This window comes from Kribbella qitaiheensis, assembly GCF_042657745.1.
Classification (GTDB): Bacteria; Actinomycetota; Actinomycetes; order Propionibacteriales; family Kribbellaceae; genus Kribbella; species Kribbella qitaiheensis.
Genome location: NZ_JBHSKE010000034.1, coordinates 145,290 through 163,411, shown reverse-complemented (window position 1 = coordinate 163,411; position 18,122 = coordinate 145,290). Strand labels below are relative to the sequence as shown.

At 67.7% G+C, this 18,122-nt stretch carries 22 protein-coding genes; 15 read left to right on the top strand and 7 right to left on the bottom strand.

Going from position 1 to position 18,122, the window contains the following annotated elements; all coding sequences use genetic code 11:
* Nucleotides 1-21: 21 nt before the first annotated feature.
* A complete protein-coding gene (locus ACFPJ1_RS23295; protein WP_380106969.1) occupies nucleotides 22-741 on the bottom strand; it encodes a hypothetical protein in 720 nt (239 codons plus the stop codon).
* A 224-nt stretch (nucleotides 742-965) separates the two neighbouring features.
* Here ACFPJ1_RS23295 and ACFPJ1_RS23290 point away from each other — a divergent pair, with 224 nt between their 5' ends.
* From ACFPJ1_RS23290 to ACFPJ1_RS23275, 4 genes are all read left to right on the top strand, one after another.
* Nucleotides 966-1,778, top strand: coding sequence for a DUF4397 domain-containing protein (locus tag ACFPJ1_RS23290; RefSeq protein WP_380106968.1), 813 nt, complete (start codon nucleotides 966-968; stop codon nucleotides 1,776-1,778).
* Nucleotides 1,779-1,891: 113 nt separating this feature from the next.
* Nucleotides 1,892-2,416, top strand: a complete 525-nt coding sequence (locus ACFPJ1_RS23285) for a class F sortase (protein ID WP_380106966.1) — start codon at nucleotides 1,892-1,894, stop codon at nucleotides 2,414-2,416.
* Between the two features lie 71 nt (nucleotides 2,417-2,487).
* Nucleotides 2,488-3,876, top strand: a complete 1,389-nt coding sequence (locus tag ACFPJ1_RS23280; RefSeq protein WP_380106965.1) for a S41 family peptidase — start codon at nucleotides 2,488-2,490, stop codon at nucleotides 3,874-3,876.
* A gap of 89 nt (nucleotides 3,877-3,965) precedes the next feature.
* The gene (locus tag ACFPJ1_RS23275) at nucleotides 3,966-4,868 is read left to right on the top strand and encodes a 1-aminocyclopropane-1-carboxylate deaminase/D-cysteine desulfhydrase (protein WP_380106963.1); all 903 of its coding nucleotides are present in this window, start codon (nucleotides 3,966-3,968) and stop codon (nucleotides 4,866-4,868) included.
* Here the strand turns inward: ACFPJ1_RS23275 and ACFPJ1_RS23270 are convergent.
* Nucleotides 4,852-5,385, bottom strand: coding sequence for a hypothetical protein (locus ACFPJ1_RS23270; RefSeq protein WP_380106962.1), 534 nt, complete (start codon nucleotides 5,383-5,385; stop codon nucleotides 4,852-4,854). The genes ACFPJ1_RS23275 and ACFPJ1_RS23270 overlap by 17 nt on opposite strands.
* Nucleotides 5,386-6,041: 656 nt before the next feature.
* On the opposite strand from ACFPJ1_RS23270, the gene ACFPJ1_RS23265 reads away from it, so the two are divergent.
* The 8 genes from ACFPJ1_RS23265 to ACFPJ1_RS23230 all read left to right on the top strand — a co-directional run bounded on the left by ACFPJ1_RS23265 (nucleotide 6,042) and on the right by ACFPJ1_RS23230 (nucleotide 12,233).
* Nucleotides 6,042-6,335 (top strand): hypothetical protein, encoded by a 294-nt coding sequence (locus ACFPJ1_RS23265; protein ID WP_380106961.1) that lies wholly within the window; start codon nucleotides 6,042-6,044, stop codon nucleotides 6,333-6,335.
* 114 nt (nucleotides 6,336-6,449) lie between these two features.
* Nucleotides 6,450-7,070 carry an L-threonylcarbamoyladenylate synthase gene (locus tag ACFPJ1_RS23260; protein WP_380106959.1) on the top strand — a complete coding sequence of 207 codons (621 nt, stop codon included), beginning with the start codon at nucleotides 6,450-6,452 and terminating at the stop codon, nucleotides 7,068-7,070.
* Between the two features lie 242 nt (nucleotides 7,071-7,312).
* Complete coding sequence (locus ACFPJ1_RS23255; protein ID WP_380106957.1) at nucleotides 7,313-8,824, top strand: carboxylesterase/lipase family protein; 1,512 nt, start codon at nucleotides 7,313-7,315, stop codon at nucleotides 8,822-8,824.
* Nucleotides 8,825-8,939: 115 nt separating this feature from the next.
* Nucleotides 8,940-9,911 carry a penicillin-insensitive murein endopeptidase gene (locus tag ACFPJ1_RS23250; RefSeq protein WP_380106955.1) on the top strand — a complete coding sequence of 324 codons (972 nt, stop codon included), beginning with the start codon at nucleotides 8,940-8,942 and terminating at the stop codon, nucleotides 9,909-9,911.
* Nucleotides 9,912-9,949: 38 nt separating this feature from the next.
* Nucleotides 9,950-10,594 (top strand): nitroreductase family protein, encoded by a 645-nt coding sequence (locus ACFPJ1_RS23245; RefSeq protein ID WP_380106954.1) that lies wholly within the window; start codon nucleotides 9,950-9,952, stop codon nucleotides 10,592-10,594.
* 78 nt (nucleotides 10,595-10,672) lie between these two features.
* Complete coding sequence (locus ACFPJ1_RS23240) at nucleotides 10,673-11,215, top strand: CGNR zinc finger domain-containing protein (RefSeq protein WP_380106952.1); 543 nt, start codon at nucleotides 10,673-10,675, stop codon at nucleotides 11,213-11,215.
* Nucleotides 11,212-11,928, top strand: a complete 717-nt coding sequence (locus ACFPJ1_RS23235; RefSeq protein ID WP_380106950.1) for an AzlC family ABC transporter permease — start codon at nucleotides 11,212-11,214, stop codon at nucleotides 11,926-11,928. The genes ACFPJ1_RS23240 and ACFPJ1_RS23235 overlap by 4 nt, the downstream gene beginning before the upstream one ends.
* Nucleotides 11,925-12,233 carry an AzlD domain-containing protein gene (locus ACFPJ1_RS23230; protein WP_380106948.1) on the top strand — a complete coding sequence of 103 codons (309 nt, stop codon included), beginning with the start codon at nucleotides 11,925-11,927 and terminating at the stop codon, nucleotides 12,231-12,233. Before ACFPJ1_RS23235 ends, ACFPJ1_RS23230 begins: the two co-directional genes overlap by 4 nt.
* Before the next feature lie 4 nt (nucleotides 12,234-12,237).
* On the opposite strand, the gene ACFPJ1_RS23225 is transcribed toward ACFPJ1_RS23230, so the two are convergent.
* The 3 genes from ACFPJ1_RS23225 to ACFPJ1_RS23215 all read right to left on the bottom strand — a co-directional run bounded on the left by ACFPJ1_RS23225 (nucleotide 12,238) and on the right by ACFPJ1_RS23215 (nucleotide 15,366).
* Nucleotides 12,238-12,744: a DNA polymerase ligase N-terminal domain-containing protein gene (locus tag ACFPJ1_RS23225; RefSeq protein WP_380106946.1), complete on the bottom strand. Its 507-nt coding sequence runs from the start codon at nucleotides 12,742-12,744 to the stop codon at nucleotides 12,238-12,240.
* A gap of 96 nt (nucleotides 12,745-12,840) precedes the next feature.
* Entirely contained in the window at nucleotides 12,841-13,668 is an 828-nt protein-coding gene (locus ACFPJ1_RS23220) for a SigB/SigF/SigG family RNA polymerase sigma factor (protein WP_380106944.1), read from the bottom strand.
* A gap of 825 nt (nucleotides 13,669-14,493) precedes the next feature.
* Entirely contained in the window at nucleotides 14,494-15,366 is an 873-nt protein-coding gene (locus tag ACFPJ1_RS23215; RefSeq protein WP_380106942.1) for a LysR family transcriptional regulator, read from the bottom strand.
* Between the two features lie 101 nt (nucleotides 15,367-15,467).
* Between ACFPJ1_RS23215 and ACFPJ1_RS23210 the strand changes: the two genes are divergently transcribed.
* Complete coding sequence (locus ACFPJ1_RS23210; RefSeq protein WP_380106940.1) at nucleotides 15,468-16,289, top strand: class I SAM-dependent methyltransferase; 822 nt, start codon at nucleotides 15,468-15,470, stop codon at nucleotides 16,287-16,289.
* 191 nt (nucleotides 16,290-16,480) lie between these two features.
* Here the strand turns inward: ACFPJ1_RS23210 and ACFPJ1_RS23205 are convergent, their stop codons facing one another.
* Complete coding sequence (locus ACFPJ1_RS23205; protein WP_380106938.1) at nucleotides 16,481-16,762, bottom strand: DUF4235 domain-containing protein; 282 nt, start codon at nucleotides 16,760-16,762, stop codon at nucleotides 16,481-16,483.
* Between the two features lie 183 nt (nucleotides 16,763-16,945).
* On the opposite strand from ACFPJ1_RS23205, the gene ACFPJ1_RS23200 reads away from it, so the two are divergent.
* The gene (locus ACFPJ1_RS23200; protein ID WP_380106937.1) at nucleotides 16,946-17,317 is read left to right on the top strand and encodes a glyoxalase superfamily protein; all 372 of its coding nucleotides are present in this window, start codon (nucleotides 16,946-16,948) and stop codon (nucleotides 17,315-17,317) included.
* Nucleotides 17,318-17,373: 56 nt separating this feature from the next.
* Here ACFPJ1_RS23200 and ACFPJ1_RS23195 read toward each other — a convergent pair whose 3' ends face one another.
* Nucleotides 17,374-17,565, bottom strand: coding sequence for a hypothetical protein (locus ACFPJ1_RS23195; RefSeq protein WP_380106935.1), 192 nt, complete (start codon nucleotides 17,563-17,565; stop codon nucleotides 17,374-17,376).
* 373 nt (nucleotides 17,566-17,938) lie between these two features.
* Between ACFPJ1_RS23195 and ACFPJ1_RS23190 the strand changes: the two genes are divergently transcribed.
* The gene (locus tag ACFPJ1_RS23190; protein WP_241994967.1) at nucleotides 17,939-18,112 is read left to right on the top strand and encodes a hypothetical protein; all 174 of its coding nucleotides are present in this window, start codon (nucleotides 17,939-17,941) and stop codon (nucleotides 18,110-18,112) included.
* Nucleotides 18,113-18,122: the final 10 nt, after the last annotated feature.

Below are 18,122 nucleotides of genomic sequence, written 5' to 3'. Positions count from 1 at the left end.
CTTTCGAGAGGACCCTGCCAGCTACGGCTGCATCGGTAGGTTCAGTTGCAGTACTGCGAGCGCCCGGTCGGCGGGGATCCCCTGCTGGACGCCCATGCCGGGTGGCTCCCCGACCGCACAGCGGGTCTCGGTCAGTTGCGGGCACACCGCGTTGAGCAGCCCGTCGCCGGCCACCACGATGTTCGTCGGCAGGGTGCCGTCGGTCCCGGCGGTGAGCGGGCTGAGTGCGGAGGACGCACGCCCGGCCTCGGACGGGATGCTGCGCACGGTCGAGCCGGACAGGCGGTAGGTCAGTCTCAGCTTGGTGGCGGGCTCGACCAGTTGCAGGTCGCGGGTCTGGGTGACCTTGGGGTCGTCCACGGTCTGGAGTTCGTCGTCCGCGGTGACCTGCAGGCTGCTCGCGACCGGTTTGGTCTTCGTCATCATCCCCACCAGCCGCTCGCCCGACTGGGGCAGGCGCAGGTTGAGGATGCTGGTCGGGTTGCGCAGCATCACCTCTTCGGTGATGTCGAAAGTCCCGTCGCCCTTCGGCACCGCGGACAGCCGGATGCCGGGCGCGGTCAGACCGGGGCCCTCGGAAGTCGGTGGCGCCACCACGGGCCCGGCGCCGCCTCCACTGGACAGCGGACCGGGACTGGGCGCGGTCGGAGAACCGGCGAGATCCGGAGAACAGCCGGCCAGCCCCAGTGCCAGCGTGACGGCCGCCAGCACGGTGCCCGCCAGGGGCCTTCCTGTGGACATGAGACACCGCCCCCCAAGGACCCGGCCACTTCCTCTGGTGGCCGGATCGACTTGGGCATACGATACGCCGGAATTAGCCTAGTGAGGCAATTTCGGATGGCATTTCCGAAGGGGTGGGGAAAATGCGGGGACAGAGCGTATCCGGCCAATCTCAAACGGTTAACTGGGGTCTGGGGAATATTAGGACAATGATTTCGAGAATTCGAGGTCCGCGTTATCTCAGGGTGATTTCCCTGGCGCTGGCCGTGATCGTCGCCGGCTTCGGCGGCCTCGTCACGGTGCCGGCGCATGCCGCAGGCAACGGTTCGGTGTACTTCGTCCAGGGTCTGCCCGGGCAGACCATCGACATCCTCGTCGACGGCAAGGCGGTGGCGAGCGGGGTCAGGGCGACGGCGGTCGTCGGTCCGATGAAGCTGGCCGCCGGCAGTCGCAAGATCACCGCGCGGGCCGGCGGGAAGGTCCTGGTCGAGCGCCAGGTCACAGTAGGTGCCAACAGCAACTCCGACGTCGTCATCCACCGCCCGGCATCGCCGACGGCGGCCCCGGTGATCACCACCTACGCCAACAAACTGACGGCCGTACCCAAGGACAAGGCGTCCGTTCGGGTGGCTCACACGGCCGCGGTCGGACCGGCTGACATCAAGGTGAACGGCAAGGTGCTGTTCTCCAACGTGGCGAACGGGGAATCGCTCAGCGTGGTCGTTCCGGCCGCCACTTATCAGGTCGAGATCGTGCCCACGGGTGCGAATAGCCCGGTTGTTCTCGGGCCGCTCCCGTTGCCGGTCAAGGCGGGAGAGCTGACCCGGGTGTACGCGGTCGGGGAACCGGCCTCGAAGACCATGAACGTCGCGGTGGCGACGCTCAAACTGTCCGCCACCGGCAGTGACAAGCCCGGCATGGTGAACACCGGCACCGGTGGGCAGGCGGCCGGCCTGATGGACGGCCAGGACTCGCAGTCGCCGTGGCCGCTGGCGGCTCTGGTCATCGCGGCCGGTCTGCTGCTGACAGCTACCGTCCGAAAGGCGGTCCGTCGCTGAGGAAGTACCTGCTCGGACTACTCCTGTTGTTCTGCGTGGCCCTGGAGGGGTGCGCCACGCAGAGCAGCGGAGCGGTTTCGAGTCCCGGCACGGACGGCGGCACCCCGGCTCCGATGGAGTCGGCCTCGGTGCCGCCGTCCGTTCAGCCTGGCCGCGTCGGTACGCCGGCCGCGAGCCAGCGGATCCGCTTCGTCCCGACCGAGGTCGTTCTGCCCGGTGGGTCTCACGCGCCGGTCCTTCCGGCGAGCACGGTGGACGGGCAGTTGGTCGTGCCGGAGCGCGTCCAGCGGGTGGGCTGGTGGGACGGTGGCGCCGAGGCCGGCGACCCGTTCGGGTCAGTGGTGCTGGCGGGTCACGTCGATTCCGCGACCGACGGAATCGGGTATTTCGCCCGGCTCCTGAAGGTCAAGGCCGGCGAGGTCGTCGTACTGCGCGGCGACGGCCACAGCGCGTCGTACAAGGTGAACTCGGTGGTGTCGGTGCCGAAGAACGCGCTGGCGACCGAGAGCGGCGCCTTCGACCAGACCGGTGATCACCGGCTGGTGCTGATCACCTGCACCGGTGCGTACGACCGGGCGCGCGGCGGCTACGAGCAGAACCTCGTGGTGTCCGCTGAGCCGATGGGGCTGGCGCGGTAGACCTAGGTCCACCCCCTTGTGGGGTGGTCGCTCCCTGTCTGGGACTGCCCGTCGCGGCGAGAGTTGTCGGCATGGACTTTCACAGCCTCCGCCCCACGCGCAGGTCGTTGCTCGCCGTCGGGGTCGCGGCCGGTCTGGTCGCGGCCCCGCTGTCGGCTCCCCTCGCGGCCACCGCCGCGACGTCGATCGACGGGATCTGGCAGAGCGACGGTTACGGCACGATCGTTGCTATCGACAACGGCTCGGCCCGGCTCTACTCGACCACCAGGATCAGCTGTACGCCGGCCGGCGAGTTCGTGCGGGACGGTAGTCGGTTCACGGCCGAAGGGGAGCAGGCCTTCACCGTTCAGCCGGCTCGAGGTCATGCTGTGTTACGGGTCGAGGGAAATGTCGGCGAGAAGCGGCTCCGGTCGTTGAGGAAACTGCCTGCTTTGTGCATGGTGCGCGGGCCGACGGGTCCGCTCGCGGTGTTCGACCAATTCTGGACCGACTATGCCGAGAACTACCCGTTCTTCCGGGCCAAGGGGATCGACTGGGACTCGGTGCGCACGCAGTACCGGCCGATGGTGAAGGCGGACATGTCGGAGGAGGCGTTGTTCGACTTGCTGTCGGCGACGATCAAGCCGCTGGGTGACGCGCACGCAGCGATCCGTACGCCGTCGGGGCAGACGTTCGCCGGCGTTCGGCCGGGGACCACGCTGCCGGACGAGCAGCTCGAGGCCCGGATCCGGCCGTACATCGAGCAGACCGCGTTGAAGGGCGTGAAGTTCACCTCCTATGCGAACGACCGGATCGGGTACGCCGACCTGCCGGGGCGGATCGGGTATCTGCGGGTGATCGCGTTCCTCGGCTACGGCAACATCCCGGACTACACCGCCGAGCTGAACACGCTGAACCGGACACTCGACCGGATCCTGACGAAGGAACGAACAACCGGTCCCTCGAAGTTGCGCGGGCTCATCGTCGACCTCCGTCTCAACGGCGGCGGCTCGGACCAGCTTGCGCTCGACTTCGCCTCGAGGCTGACGGAGCACCCGTTCTTCGCGTACTCCAAGCGCGCCCGCAACGACCCGGACGACCCGGCCGCCTTCACCACCCCGCAGCCGATCACGCTTTACCCGTCACGCAGTACGAAGTACACGGGTCCGATCGCGATGCTCACCGGCGGCTCCCAGATGAGCGCCGGCGAAACCTTCACCCAGGCGATGATGAACCGCTCGCCGCGCCCGGTCCGCATCGGCGAGAACACCCAGGGCGTCTTCTCCGACGTCCTGGTACGCACCCTCCCCAACGGCTGGCAGTACACCCTCCCGAACGAGGAGTTCCGCACCCGCACCTGGCAGACCTACGACGGCCCCGGCATCCCACCCGACCTCCACCGCCCCGTCTTCACCCCCACCGACATCACCAACCACCAAGACCCCGCCTTCACCACAGCCTTTAACCTGCTCAAGAAGTAGTACTGCGGGGAGAACACCCCACGCTGCTCCTCCGTCGCAGCTCCACGGCCCCGGGGGTGCTCCAGTCGGCCAGGTGAGATGCTGGGCAGGTGAGCGGGCTGCCATCGATCGAGCTGCGGGTGCCGTCGCCCCTGGTCGAACTGATCGACGAGCGGCTCACCGCCAGTGGCGTTCGCGTGCTCCTCAAGCGGGATGACCTGATCCATCCAGAGCTGCCGGGAAACAAGTGGCGCAAGCTGAAGTACAACCTCGAAGCAGCGAGAGCCGGTGGTCACGAGAGGCTTCTGACCTTCGGCGGTGCCTACTCGAACCACATTCGCGCGACGGCAGCCGCGGGCTACTACGGTGGCTTCCGGACGATCGGGGTGATCCGAGGCGAAGAGCACCTGCCGCTCAACCCCTCTCTGGCCTATGCGACAAGCCGAGGCATGCGGCTCACTTATCTCGATCGGACCAGCTATCGGGATCAACGCAGCGAGGAGGTCATCGCACCACTGCGCGAAAGGTTCGGCGACTTCTTCCTGTTGCCGGAAGGAGGCAGCAACGCTGACGCAGTTCGCGGGTGCGCCGAACTGCCTGCCGAGATCGACCAGCCGTTCGATCTCTTGTTCTGTGCGGTCGGCACCGGCGGCACACTCGCAGGGGTTGCCGCCGGCCTCGAAGCCGGTCAGCAGGCTGTCGGAATCCCTGTGCTCAAAGGCGGCCGCTACCTGAGCGCCGAGGTCAGGGAGTTGCAGCGCGACGCGTTCGGCGCGCCAACGGACAACTGGTCCCTGGACTGCGACTTCCATTTCGGGGGCTATGCGAAGAGGACGTCAGCCCTCAACGAGTTCATCGAGGACTTCCAGCGCCGTCATGGTCTGCGGCTCGACTGGGTCTATGTCGCGAAGATGTTGTACGCCGTCTTCGCCAAGGTCGGCCGAGGCGAGATCGACCACGGGAAGACTTTCGTGGCACTCATCAGCGGATCGGATCTCATTCCGACGGTTTGAGGAGCTCGAGGGACCACTCGCCGGTGTTGACCTTGAACTCCTTGTCGAACCCGAGCCAGCGGCCGTTCATCGTCCGGCCTTGTGGGCTGACGATCATCTGCAAGGTGCCGTGATACGTCGCCCCCTTGTAGTAGCCATTCGTAGCCGTTCGTTCAGTCCAGGTGCCGGTGGCAATGGCACCGCTGATGGACAGGTTGAACTTCAACCTCGATTCGCCCGGTGCAGACTCACCTCGTCCGATCAATCGGTCCCCGTGCCGCCGGATGTGCACCCGATGCTCGCCGTACAGGTTCTCGGCTCGTCCGCTGGAGTAGTAGCTGTAGCGGGACAACCAGAGACCGGACAGTGCAGCACCGTTGTCATCGAGGTGTGCTAGCCCTTCGCCACCGGTTACGGCCGGCGCTGCGGAGGCGGCGAGCGACAGAGCAGCTGCCATCTTCAGCAGCAGGTCCGGTCGCGGCGAGGAGGAGTGACTCATCCACGACTTGACCATGGCCGCGATCTCCTCGATTCCCATACCGTCGAGCCGGCGGGCGAGCGGCTCAAGTGCAGGTCGCGTTCCCCGCTCATCTAGTTCGTTGAGAGCCGTGTCGAGCGTGGTCAGTTCGGCATTGGCTCGATGGACCGGGTCCTGACTTCGGAAGTCGGAGCAATCGGCGATCAGGTCAGCGATCGAGCAGTGGTAGAGCTCTGCAAGCCGGGTGAGGACGTCGAGGGACGGCGCATAGCCGGTTGCCGCCGGCCACTGTTCCCAGTAGGAGAAGTTCTTGAAGGTCTTGGGGTCATCAGGCCAGTGATCGTTCCATGCCTCCGCGGCTTCCCGCTGGCTCCAGTCATGAGCGAGCCGGAGCGCGACCCGGTGGTTCAGGCCATAGCGATCGGCCAGGACGATCGCTATCTCGACTCAGGTCCGCTGCTGGTCGCGCAGTGAGTCGATCAGAGCGCGACGTTCTCGGCGCAGGCTCGTCGCGGTTGCCAATGGGTCTCCTCACGCCTCGACCAAGGTTGCTTTTTGTGAAGGCCAGCATACGGAACGTCCCCGTTCGGCGGGGAGACTCCGCGCGGCATCATCAGTGCCGTACTCGGTGGTTTGCTCGGGCCCTGCGAGACAGAGTCGTGGCAGGTGGTTTGTCACGATGCGGGGAGTCAGCAATGAACGGTACTGCGATAGTTGTGGGCTACGTGCGGGTGCATTTGTTGATGACGGCGGCCGAGCTGGTGGGGATCAAGGACCAGTTGAAGGTCTTCGCGGAGAGGGAGGGTTTCATCCTCGGCCGGGTGTTCATGGAACAGGTTCATACGGCGCCCGATGCGTTTCGTGAGCTGATCGAGTCGATACTGCGAGACCGCCCCGAAGCAGTTGTCGTGCCGAATCTCCATCACCTGGGGATCTTGGGCTCGCCGTTGCAGGTCAAGGCGGATGTGGAGAGTGGGACCGGGGTGCAGGTCCTGGTGGCAGGGGGCTGAGATCCGGCGGGGCCGGTTCGTTGATCCCTGCGTCCGGGCCGGCCCTGCCGCTCCATGTCGGAATGCCGGGCCGGTCGGTCCGGGGCGCGGGTAGGTGGGCACTAGGCTCGGGGGATGGCGAGGTATTTCGATGTGCATCCGGAGAATCCGCAGAAGCGTGCTATCGGGCAGGTTGTTGATCTGATTCGCAACGACGGGCTGATCGCATATCCGACGGACTCCTGTTTCGCGCTCGGGGTGCAGTTGGGGAACAAGGACGGGATCGACCGGATCCGGACCATCCGGCACCTCGACGACCGACATCACTTCACGCTGGTGTGCCAGGACTTCGCGCAGCTCGGGCAGTTCGTGCACATCAGCAACGCGGTGTTCCGCTCGATCAAGGCGGCCACGCCGGGCAGCTACACGTTCATCCTGCCCGCGACCAAGGAGGTGCCGCGCCGGCTGATGCACCCGAAGAAGAAGACGGTCGGTGTCCGGATCCCCGACCACGTCGTCACCCAGGCGCTGCTCGAGGAGCTCGGCGAGCCGTTGCTGTCCAGCACGCTGCTGATGCCGGACGAGGAGGAGCCGATGACGCAGGGCTGGGAGATCAAGGAACTGCTCGACCACCAGATCGACGCGGTGATCGACTCCGGCGACTGCGGTACCGAGCCGACCACGGTGATCGACTTCTCCGAGGACGTCCCCGAGATCGTCCGGATCGGCGCCGGCGACCCCAAGCCGTTCGAGTAGCCAGTTCCTCCGACGCAGGGCCGGCTCGCCGACGGATCCGCCAACTCCAGTGCCAGCAGAATCGTTGCCTCCGGCATCATCCGCGCAGACGGCCGGACCTGACACTCGTGCAGCGCCGCCCGCACGGGCGCCGACCCTCGGAAAATGGCTGGCCCGCATCTCGACCCGGCGGCAGAATCGGCTGTGCCCTGGGCGATTGTCTGCCCTCGTAGCCGCTCAGAGGGAGACCCTGAAGGGAACCCATGACGCTGTCTGAGGTCCGTACGGCAGCCGGGGTGCTGCGTGGCAGGCGTGAGGCCGGCGTGGCGGTGTTCCGTGGTATCCCGTTCGCCGAGGCGCCGGTCGGCGAACTCCGCTTTGCCGCACCGCGACCGGTACGGCGCTGGGACGGGGTACGGGCGGCCGTGTCGTACGGCCCGCCGCCCCCTCAGCCAGACGTGTTCGGCAGGCACGAGGTGTCGGAGGGCGCCGCGGGCGACGACTGGCTGACGGTCAATGTCTGGTCGCCCGATCCCGACCCGGGCGCGAAACTTCCGGTCATGGTGTGGGTCCACGGCGGCGCCTACGCGATCGGCACGTCCAGCAGTCCCGAACTCGACGGTGGCCGCCTCGCGCGGGACGGCGGCGTCGTCGTGGTGACGTTCAACTACCGCCTCGGTGTCGAAGGATTCGCACAGATCGCGGGGGCGCCGTCCAACCGGGGCCTGCTCGACCAGATCGCCGCGCTCGAGTGGGTGCACGACAACATCCAGGTCTTCGGCGGGGACCCGGGCCGGGTCACCGTCTTCGGTGAGTCGGCGGGCGCCGGCTCGATCGCCGCCCTGCTGGCGATGCCGCGGGCGGCCGGACTGTTCCATCGGGCCATCGCACAGAGTGTGCCGGGCACATTCTTCTCGACGGAGCTCGCCGCCGACATCGCCACCGCCTGCGCCGACGAGCTGGGGCTGCGCCCGACAGTGGCGGAGCTGGCCACCGTGGATCCGGCGCTGCTGGTCGTCGCCGGTGACGCGGTCACCGCCACGATGGCCGAGCGGGTGCCGCGGTGGGGCCAGGTGGCGCACCGGTCGATCCTGTTCGCCCCGGTCGTCGACGGTGACGTCTTGCCGGTCATCCCATGGCGGGCAGTCGCCGACGGCGCCGGCCGGGACATCGACCTGCTGGTCGGCCACACACGCGACGAGCAGCGGCTGTTCACCGCCCTCGACAGCCTGCTCGGCGAGGTGACGCCGGAGCAGGCGGCCGCCGCCCTGCGCGTATTCGCTCCCGGCGCGGACGGAGAACGCCGCTACCGCGACGCGTTTCCGGACGCGGGCCCTGACGAGCTGTACGAACTGGTCCATTCGGACTGGCTGTTCCGCATGCCCAGCCTGCAACTCGCCCAGGCACAGACCGCCGGCGGCGGCCGGGTCCACGTCTACGAGCTGACCTGGCCGGCCCCGGGCATGGGCGGTGGCCTCGGCGCCTGCCACGGCCTCGACGTACCACTCGTGTTCGGCAACCTCGACAGCGGCCAGACCGCCATGCTCATCGGCGAAAGCCCATTCCCTGAAGCAGAAACGCTGTCCGCGGAGATGCGCACCGCATGGACGACGTTCGCCGCCCACGGCGACCCTGGCTGGCCTGCCTACGACACCGAGAAACGCCTGACCCAGATCTTCGACACCCCCTCGGTCGTCACCGCCTACCCGGAGGAGGCCTCCCGCCTGATCTGGCAGGACCACGCCTTTCCCGTGGTGCCGCTGATCGGCCGCTGAATTGGCCGAGCGGGAGGGTGAAACCTTGCGGGCGGGAAGTTTCTCCCCGAAGGTGGCGGCGAGAGGTAAGTCACTCACGGAGATCAACCGCTCACCGCCCCGAATGGAGACAACCGTGCCCTCCCTCAAACGCATCGGACCGGCCCTGCTGGCCGCGATCCTCCTGGTCGGCCTCATCCCCGGTACCGCGCAGGCGTACGCGAACGCGTTCTTCCCGACCCAGAGCAGCGGCAACCGCGGCGCCGACGTTCTCGCGATCCAGTACCTGCTGCAGCACAACGGCCAGTCCACCCCGGCGGACGGAGTCTTCGGCGCCTCCACGGTGACCGCCGCGAAGGCGTTCCAGACCGCCAAGGGTCTCGGCTCCGACGGCATCGTCGGTCCGCTGACCTGGGGTGCGCTGGTCCCGACGATCCGCTCCGGCGACAACAACGCGGCGGTGAGGGCGCTGCAGGTCGAGCTCAACGCGAAGCGCCGCTTGAGCCTCCCCGTCGACGGCGTCTTCAGTACTGCGGTCCGCGACGCGGTGGTGTCGTTCCAGTCGCACGCGGGCATCGGCGCGGACGGCATCGTCGGCCCGATCACCTGGCGCAACCTCACCTGGCACTACGACTACCCGGACTTCAACGCCAACCTCTGCGACCAGGACCCGGACGGCAACGGGACCGCCGCCAACTGGGCCGCCGCAGCCGCCGTGGCTCAACTGGAGCAGGGCACTCGCTCCTTCGGCAGCACGAACCAGGGCCAGGTCGGGTACGGCGACGCCGGGTTCGAGCACGGCGGCGACATCCCCGGTCACGGCAGTCACGAGAGCGGGATGGACATCGACGTCTGGCCGATCCGCACCGACAACGCGCAGTGCACCGCCGGCCGGATCACCTGGCAGTCAGCGACGTACGACCGGGCCGCGACCCGGCAACTGGTCCAGGCGATCCGCGCGGCCGCGCCCGGCCATGTCAAGTTCATCTGGTTCAACGACCCGACCTTGATCAGCGAGGGCCTGACCGCCGAGTGGCCCGCGCACGACAACCACCTGCACGTCCGGTACTGCGAGAAGGTGCACCCGAACAGCATGTACGTCTGCTGACCACCCAGGACGGGTGGAAATCCTGACAAACTGCCCAGGTGACGACACTCGACCTGACCCCCGACGAACTGCTCACCACCACCAGGACCGTCCGTAAGCGGCTCGACCTCGAGCGGCCGGTGCCGCCGGAGCTGATCCGCGAGTGCGTCGAGATCGCACTCCAGGCGCCCTCCGGCAGCAACCGGCAGACGTGGCACTGGGTGGTGATCACGGACCCGGAGAAGCGAGCGGCGATCGGTGAGTACTACCGGCGCTCGGTCGCGTCGTACCTCGAGTCCTCGGGTGCGGCCGGCCGCCTGTACTCCGACGACCCCGAGCGGGCGCCGGTCCAGCAGAGGGTCGGGTCGAGTGTCGAGTACCTGGGTGAGCGAATGGGCGAAGTGCCGGTCCTGGCCATCCCGTGCCTGCAGGTGAAGTCGCTGGGCGCGGTCAACCAGGCAGGCATCTGGGGCTCGATCCTCCCGTCCGCGTGGAGTTACTGCCTCGCGGCGCGGGCACGCCGCCTGGGAACTGCGTGGACCACCCTGCACCTGACCTATGAGCGGGAGATCTCGGAGTTGCTCGGGCTGCCGGAGCACATCCGGCAGTCCGTGCTGATCCCTACCGCGTACTACTCCGGCGACACCTTCAAGCCGGCCGCGCGGCAGCCCGTCGACGAGGTCCTTCACCTCGACGGTTGGTGAGTCGCGCGGAGTCAGGCGCACTCTGCATTGCCTAACGAGCAAAACAGCTTTAGCTTGTTAGGGGTGAGGTGATGACCGATGGGCTACCAGCCCGAACTGATCGGCGGCCACCTGCTGCTGGACCTGGTGAACACGGTCTCGTGGCGGCTCGACGACTCCCGGTGGATCGACCGGCTGTCCACCCCGGCGGACCTGGATGACTGGTGTGCGGCGGTCGGGTTGAGTGCGGGCAGGCGCGCGAAGCTGGAAGACGTCACCCAGGTGCGCGAGACGGCGTACCTGGTGGTTCTCCCGCTGGCGCGCGGCGACGAGCCTGCAAAGGTCGAACTGCAGGCCCTGCAAGAGTTGCTGGTTGATGCGTTGTCCCGGGCGAAGCCGACGGGGCTTCGGCCACTCGATTGGACGACGCATGACCTGCCCGGGACGCTGGCGCTTTCAGCGGCGAGGTTGCTGGAGCATGAGGATCTCAGCCGGCTCCGCGAATGCCAGGACGACGACTGTGGCTGGCTGTTCATGGATCGCAGCAAGAACGGCTCGCGGCGCTGGTGCAGTTCGCGGGACTGCGGCAACCGGGCCAGAGCCAAGCGCCACTACCAGCGGGTCCGTGCGGTGCAGTCATGAGCCGTTGGGCGTCCAGCAAGTTTGGCCGAGCCGCCTCCGGCGATCGCAGGGCGGAGTTCATCGACGGGATGCGGCTGGGCATCGGGCCCGGCAGCGCGGCCTTCGTACTCGCCCTCAGCTTCGGTGCCGAGGCGCAGGCGCGCGGCTGGGGATTCGCGCTGCCGGTCCTCTTCTCGATGTTCGCGTTCTCGGGGTCGGCGCAGTTCACCCTGTTGACGACGCTGGCCAGTGGCTCCGCGCTGGCCGCGATCACGTCCGCGACGCTGATCAACGCTCGGTACCTGGTGATGAGCGTGGCCCTCAACAACAGCCTGCAGGGCGGTCGGCTGTCCCGGGCGCTGCAGGCGCAGGCTCTCGTGGACGCCTCGTTTGTCGTTGCCCATCGCAACGATGGTGGCTTCGACGTGGCTCGGTTGATCGGTGCGAGCGTGCCACAGTGGCTGCTCTGGGTGAGTGGTACCGCGATCGGCGCCCTGACTTCGCCCTCGCCCGACCTCATGCACAAGTTGGGGATTGACGTCGCCTTCCCGGCCTTCTTCCTGCTGCTTGCCCTGGACGAGCTCAGGCGGTCCAAGCGGGCACTGGTCGCAGGCTTGCTCGGCGGAGCCATCGCCGGGGCTCTGCTCTTCGTGACCAGTCCTGGTTATGCGCTGCTCGGAGCAACTGCCGCCGCGCTGCTCGGCGTACTCCCGGAGGATGGTGAGACGGCATGAAGTTGTGGCTCTCGGTACTGGCCGTGACGGTGATCAGCTGGTTGATGAAGGCGAGCGCGCCGCTGGTGATCGGCAAGCGCAAGTTGCCACCGACAGCGATCAGGATGACCGCCTTGACGGCGCCGGTGCTGCTGGCGGGACTGATCGTCACCGAACTCGGGGGCGAGGGCTGGAGCGAGCTCGACTGGACCCAGGTGGTCGGTGTCGGTGCTGCGGGAGGTCTGTTCCTGGTCAAGGTGCCGATGCTGCTCGCGGTGGCGGCAGGCATCGCGGTGACAGCCCTGATCCGGTTCGGCCTGGCCTGACCGATCAGTCTTTCGTGGCAGCCATCTCCTCGATGGTGAGGCCGCTGAGGATCGACTGTGGTTCGGCGCTGGTCAGGTCGAGCGAGGGATTCGCGGCGTCGTCGCGGACCTTCACCAGCAGCCAGTCGCCGTCGCGTCCGGTGCGGGTGAAGGCCCAGGAACCACTCAGCTTGACGCCCTGCAACCGGAACCGGAAATGGCCGCCCTCGATCGCGTCGGCCGGCGACACCGGCTTGCCCCGCTTGTCCCTGGTCTGGTTCTGGTAGACGCCGGCGTCCCAGACGATCACCGCGCCACTGCCGTACACGCTGCCGGCGATGACGCCCTCGTACTCCGCGTACTCGATCGAGTGGTCGCCGGTCGGGACCGCCAGTCTCTTGACGGTCGGGTCCAGCGACGGCCCGCGCGGCACCGCCCACGACTTCAGCACGCCTTCCACCTCGAGCCGGACGTCGTAGTGCAGCCTGCGCGCGTCGTGCAGCTGAACCACAAAGATCGGTGCCGTTGGCATCTAGTGCCCTACTACTCCTCCGCTGGTGGTCCGCCGTGAGTCAAGCGTACGGCGGACCACTGCGGGGAGGGCGCTACCGGGCTGATCGGGAGGGGATCAGGCCGCGGCAGCGGCGGGGGGCTCGATCTGGTCGCGCAGCCGGTCGAGAATGCCGCGCAGCAGGCGGGAGACCTGCATCTGGCTGACGCCGATCTCGGCGCCGATGTCGGCCTGGGTGTGACCCTCGACGAACCGCAGTTCGAGGATCCTGCGTTCGCGCGGGGCGAGCTCGTTCAGCACCGGCTCGAGCACGGCGACCGCCTCGGTCTGCTCGAAAGCGCTGTCTTCCTCGTCCGCGATCGTGTCGGCCAGGCTGGCGGTCGACTCACCGTCGACGGGACGGTCCAGCGACAGCACGGAGAAGCAGCCGTCGGCGGCGATCGCGGCCTCGACCTCGGACACGGTGGTGCCGAGCTCCGCGGCGAGCTCCTCCAGGGTGGGATCACGCTGCAGGTCCTGCACGAGTTGCGGCCGCACGGACGCGATCGAGCCCTGCAGCTCCTGAAGTCTGCGCGGGATGCGAACGGTCCACGAGCAGTCGCGGAAGTACCGTTTCACCTCACCGCGGATGGTCGGCACGGCGTACGCCAGGAACGGCGTCTCCGTGTCGGGGCGATAGCTGCGGGCCGCTTTGAGCAACCCGAGGTAGGCGACCTGGTCCAAGTCGTCTGCCTCGACACCGCGGCCGCGGAACCGGCTCGCGATGCTGTGGGCGATGCCGAGGTTGAGCTCGATCGCCTGCTCCAGCAGGGACTGCCGGAGTGTTTCGTCCGTGGTGTCGGCTCGCCGCTCGAGAAGGGAGCGGGTGGCTTGGTCGCGGCGCTGCTTCGGATCGGTTGCTGCAGTCTGCTCGTCGACGGTGGTGCGTGCAAGTACGGTAACCATGATTCTTGACCTCGCGACTGTTAGTCACGGCGCGGCACATGTCTGGACCGCGGTCAATATCTGTGAGGTCATTCCTACCCCATGGATTGCGAAGTTATGCATCCGACCTCCGAACGAGGCGGATTCGCAGCGTCGAGATACGCCTGAAACACTGCCCTGGTTGACGAAACCGCCCGGCCGAGCACAGTCCGGTATCCGGCGTCGCGACTGTCCGTCACGCAACTGAAGCAATCTCGGAGGACCCGAGGTCCTCGTGACGCAGGGCTGAGCTAGTGCCCTGCGTCGCACCTGACCACCGCAATCACTCAAACAACATCCGACCCACGCACCGCTAGCGGACCACCCCCGGAGGGCGGAACCTCGCCCGCCGCAGCCGCACAGTGTGCTCCGCCCGTGCTGTGGGAGTTCGCCCACTGTCAGAGCAGTGGGGTAAGCCCTTGAGGAGGCAGCGAACCCCCAGAGCAGTAGCGGACCCCCGGGAGGGCGCGGAACCTCGCCGGCCGCAGCCGCAGAGTGTGCTCCGCCCGTGCTGTGGGGGTTCGCCCACTGTCAGAACAGTGGGCGGACCCCCCGAGGAGGCAGCGGACCCCCCGAGGAGGCAGCGAACCCCCCGGAGGGCGCGGAACCTCGCCGGCCGCAGCCGCAGAGTGTGCTCCGCCCGTGCTGTGGGGGTTACCCCACTGTCAGAGCAGTGGGGTAACCCCCTGAGGAGGCAGTGAGCCTCCAGAAGCGCCAGTGAGGCTTCGCCTCTGACCGCCGAGTGTGGGGCTGGCGTGGGTGTCATGGCGCGGGGCAGTCGGGTTATGGCGTAGCGGCCAAGCACCGCTAGTCGAGTGACCGGAGCGCGGCCAGGGCCGCGGCCGGAACGCGCGAAGAGTCACGCCAGCGCAGCGACCACCCGTACGGCGGGACGCCGGCCGCGAGAGGTTTGACCACGACCCCGTCGGGGAAGGGCGTGGAGAGCAACCCGAGCGCGACGCATTCGCCGGCCCGGACGAGCTCCAGCGCCGAGCTCGTGCTGTCCGTGCTCGCGGGGTGCCGCCGCGGCGCGAATCCCGCAGTACGGCAGCAAGCAAGGATGAACTCGTTCCATTCGGGGGCGAAGTCGTCGCGCGGAAGATAGTGCGTCTCGTTGGTCAGCTCCCGTACCGCGACCGCGTCCGACGCCGCGAGCGGGTGGTTCCTCGGCAGCGCGACTCCGAGAGCCTCGCGGCGGATGACCCGCTGCAGGACGCCGTCCGGGCAGGCGGCCGTGGAGCCGCACAGTGCGAGGTCGAGCTCGCCGGTGAGCAGGCGTTTCTCCTGATCGCGGCTGCCGCGACTGCTGACCTCGAGGCGGAACCCGGGCAGCCGCTCCCGGAGCCGGGTGAGCACCGCGCGCGGCGTGACCAGATCCGTGTGCAGGACATCGATGCGGAGCACCTGGTCCCGGCCGGCCGCGGCGGTCGCCTCGGCGACACCCGACCTGATCGCGGCGAGCGCACTCTGGGCGTGCGGCAGGAAAGCGTCGCCTGCCGCGGTCAGGGTCACGCCGCGGGGCGAGCGGTTGAAGAGCTGGGCTCCGAGCTGCGTCTCCAGCCGGCGGATCTGGTTGCTGAGCGCCGGCTGTGACACGTAGAGCCTGCGCGCTGCTGCGGTGAAGTGCAGTTCCTCCGCCATCACCAGGAAGTACCGCACCAACCGTAAGTCGACGTCCATGCCTTTCAGGACCTTCCCCACCTGCAGTGATAACCAGAAGTTGTGACCGTAGTGCGACTCTGTCTTGGACGTCGAGCCCTGAGCGCACCGAAGGTGATTCCATGACGACATCGCCCGGGGAACTCCGCTCCAGCTGGGAACAGCAACAGAGTGTTCATGCGCCTGATCGCGAGCTCCGCTTCGCGCTGATGCTGGATTACATCGAGCGTTTGAGTGATTCCTCTTCAGGGGCTTCGGGATTGCGGGTTCTCGACCTGGCCTGTGGTCCGGGGTCGATCACCCGCCGGGTGCTCGACCGGTTCCCGTTCGCCGAGGTAGTTGCCCTTGACATCGATCCGCTGCTGCTGGAACTGGCGCGCAACGCCTTCGCGGGGGATGCGCGGGTCGAGGTGGTGACGCGGCAACTCGCCGAGGCCGACTGGTGGAAGGACCTGGGCGGAGAGTTCGACGCAGTACTGACGGCGACGGCGATGCACTGGTTGCCGCCGTGCGCGCTGTCCGGGGTCTACGCCGGCGTCGCGCGGCTGCTCCGGCCTGGCGGGTTGTTCGCCAACGCGGACCACCTGCCGCTGGCCGACCCCGTACTGCGTGACGCAGCGGACGGGTTGCACGCGGAGTATTTGCGGAAGACCTTCGCGACCGGGGTGGAGAGCTGCGACGAGTGGTACGAACGCGCCTACGCCGATCCGCGGTACGAGGGCTGGTGGGACGTGAGGCGCGAGGTGTTCGCGCATTGGTCCGGCGATCTGCTCGAACCGGAGGAGTGGCACCTCGCCCTACTGCGGCGATGCGGCTTCGAGCGAGCCGGCGTCGTCTGGCGTCGGGGAAACGACGCGCTCCTGATCGCGCTGCGCGGGCGGAGTGCTCAGGCGATGGTGGACGACCTGCTCGACGAGACCCCCAGACCTGAGGTCAGCCCTTGAAACCGCTCGCCTGACACCGGTGGCGGCCCCGGCGCTGTCTGCTCAACGCCGAGGCTTTGGGCAACCAGTACTTGCATCCCTCAAGTGCCCCTGAAGTGCGGTTTCATGCGCCCGGACGGACTGATCCCCGGCCGAAGGGGGGTGGAGCGGCCGGGGATCAGGCTGGGGGTGTTGCTGTGGCTCTGTGGGTGTCAGTTGCCCGGCCATTCGCCGGTCCAGCGTTCGAAGGCCTTGGCGCCGCCGCGGTCGACCGCCGCCTTGACGACGGCGTACACGGCTCCTTGCAGTGCGGCGGCCAGCAGGACCTCACGCCAGGGGTACTCGGACTGCAGCGCGTCGGGGGCGTCGTCCTTGTCGCTGATCCGGCGCCAGACCTGCTTGAAGATCGCGCCCGCGACCAGACCGCCGGCGATCCCGGAGATCAGGCCGAACGGGCGGTAGGCCAGTTTCACTGCCTTGTTGCTACTCGTCATGGTGTCTCCCGGATGCCGGCTGTTCACTGCCATGCCGCCCCGGTACCCACGGACGATCACACCAAGCAACCGCACAAGTTCCACCTGTGCAAGGTGGCGGCGTTCTGGGGGTGGTGGGCGTCGGCTTCTGGTGGCACTGTGGCGGGTTAGGTTGCGGGGAGGCGAACTCCTGGGAGGGGAACTATGGACTGGAAGCTTGAACTGGTGTCTGTGCCGGTGTCGGACGTGGATCGCGCGAAGGCCTTCTACACCGAGAAGGTCGGCTTCAACGCCGACCACGACCACAAGGTCACCGACGAACTCCGGTTCGTCCAGCTGACCCCGCCGGGCTCGGCCTGTTCCATTGCCATCGGCACCGGTATGCCGCAGGCGGAGCCGGGCTCGGTCCGCGGTCTGCAGATCGTGGTGGCCGACGTGGCAGCCGCCCGGGCGGAGCTGGTCGAGCGTGGCGTCGAGGTCACGGAGGTCCAGGAGATGCCCTGGGGCAGCTTCGTCTTCTTCGACGACCCCGACGGCAACGGCTGGGCACTCCAGCAGGTCCCCGTCTACAACTGATCGGCCAGACGGACGGTTCGAAAGTTCTGGTCTGGTTGAGGGATACGATCGGTAGGTCATTCGCGAGGAAGCTGCTCGTTCGGGTCCTCGTCGGCGTCGGGCTCCGGTTCGGGCACGGTCAGCGGGCTGTCGTCGCCCGGCCGGGAGCCGATGTCGGGGTTGCCGAGGCCGGGATCGACCAGATCAGGGTTCTCCGGATCACTGCCCGGACCCATCGGCGGCACCGGCGGGATCGGATTGGTGCTCATCACTGCCTCCTTCACCGTCGATCCGCGCTCTCAAGGACCGTCGCCGCCCCGGTACCCGCCGATCGCAGCCAGAACCGCCAAGCCCAAACCGCCAAGTGTGCAAGGGGTCTGGGGTTAACCGTTGTGGTTCAAGAGGTGAAGAAAGGGGGGCTGGCGATGACCTGCTTCCGAGGATCGGACAGTTCGAGATACCGCTGGGTCAGCACTGGTCACCGGTTGTAGGGTGGCCTTTGGTTGAGCAGCCAGCCGGCGTTGGATGCGCCGACGACTGCGGTTTCTGCCGAGGACGACTATGGCCGATCTGCATCACCACACCAAACCTGCTGTCCGACGTCGCAAATCCGCTGCCGCCCCTGTTCAGAATGCTGGTGCCATGCCTGTTGCCACTTCCCCGCGGCCGGACACGACGCGGCCGGAAGCCGTCCAGGTCCACATCGGCGGCCGCTGGATCGCCGGTCAGGCCCTCGCCCGCCGCAGCGGCGAGGTCCTGGTCAGCCACCACGGCCACCTCGTCTGGGTGGACCAGCAGTCCGTCCGCACCCCCTGACCTCCCTCCA

What these genes read in the sequence shown, in the direction of transcription:
- ACFPJ1_RS23295 (WP_380106969.1), bottom strand. Translation starts at nt 741, where the DNA reads ATGTCCACAGGAAGGCCCCTGGCGGGCACCGTGCTGGCGGCCGTCACG.
- ACFPJ1_RS23285 (WP_380106966.1), top strand. Translation starts at nt 1,892, where the DNA reads ATGGAGTCGGCCTCGGTGCCGCCGTCCGTTCAGCCTGGCCGCGTCGGT.
- ACFPJ1_RS23280 (WP_380106965.1), top strand. Translation starts at nt 2,488, where the DNA reads ATGGACTTTCACAGCCTCCGCCCCACGCGCAGGTCGTTGCTCGCCGTC.
- ACFPJ1_RS23270 (WP_380106962.1), bottom strand. Translation starts at nt 5,385, where the DNA reads ATGGGAATCGAGGAGATCGCGGCCATGGTCAAGTCGTGGATGAGTCAC.
- ACFPJ1_RS23260 (WP_380106959.1), top strand. Translation starts at nt 6,450, where the DNA reads ATGGCGAGGTATTTCGATGTGCATCCGGAGAATCCGCAGAAGCGTGCT.
- ACFPJ1_RS23255 (WP_380106957.1), top strand. Translation starts at nt 7,313, where the DNA reads ATGACGCTGTCTGAGGTCCGTACGGCAGCCGGGGTGCTGCGTGGCAGG.
- ACFPJ1_RS23240 (WP_380106952.1), top strand. Translation starts at nt 10,673, where the DNA reads ATGGGCTACCAGCCCGAACTGATCGGCGGCCACCTGCTGCTGGACCTG.
- ACFPJ1_RS23235 (WP_380106950.1), top strand. Translation starts at nt 11,212, where the DNA reads ATGAGCCGTTGGGCGTCCAGCAAGTTTGGCCGAGCCGCCTCCGGCGAT.
- ACFPJ1_RS23230 (WP_380106948.1), top strand. Translation starts at nt 11,925, where the DNA reads ATGAAGTTGTGGCTCTCGGTACTGGCCGTGACGGTGATCAGCTGGTTG.
- ACFPJ1_RS23225 (WP_380106946.1), bottom strand. Translation starts at nt 12,744, where the DNA reads ATGCCAACGGCACCGATCTTTGTGGTTCAGCTGCACGACGCGCGCAGG.
- ACFPJ1_RS23220 (WP_380106944.1), bottom strand. Translation starts at nt 13,668, where the DNA reads ATGGTTACCGTACTTGCACGCACCACCGTCGACGAGCAGACTGCAGCA.
- ACFPJ1_RS23215 (WP_380106942.1), bottom strand. Translation starts at nt 15,366, where the DNA reads ATGGACGTCGACTTACGGTTGGTGCGGTACTTCCTGGTGATGGCGGAG.
- ACFPJ1_RS23210 (WP_380106940.1), top strand. Translation starts at nt 15,468, where the DNA reads ATGACGACATCGCCCGGGGAACTCCGCTCCAGCTGGGAACAGCAACAG.
- ACFPJ1_RS23205 (WP_380106938.1), bottom strand. Translation starts at nt 16,762, where the DNA reads ATGACGAGTAGCAACAAGGCAGTGAAACTGGCCTACCGCCCGTTCGGC.
- ACFPJ1_RS23200 (WP_380106937.1), top strand. Translation starts at nt 16,946, where the DNA reads ATGGACTGGAAGCTTGAACTGGTGTCTGTGCCGGTGTCGGACGTGGAT.
- ACFPJ1_RS23195 (WP_380106935.1), bottom strand. Translation starts at nt 17,565, where the DNA reads ATGAGCACCAATCCGATCCCGCCGGTGCCGCCGATGGGTCCGGGCAGT.
- ACFPJ1_RS23190 (WP_241994967.1), top strand. Translation starts at nt 17,939, where the DNA reads ATGCCTGTTGCCACTTCCCCGCGGCCGGACACGACGCGGCCGGAAGCC.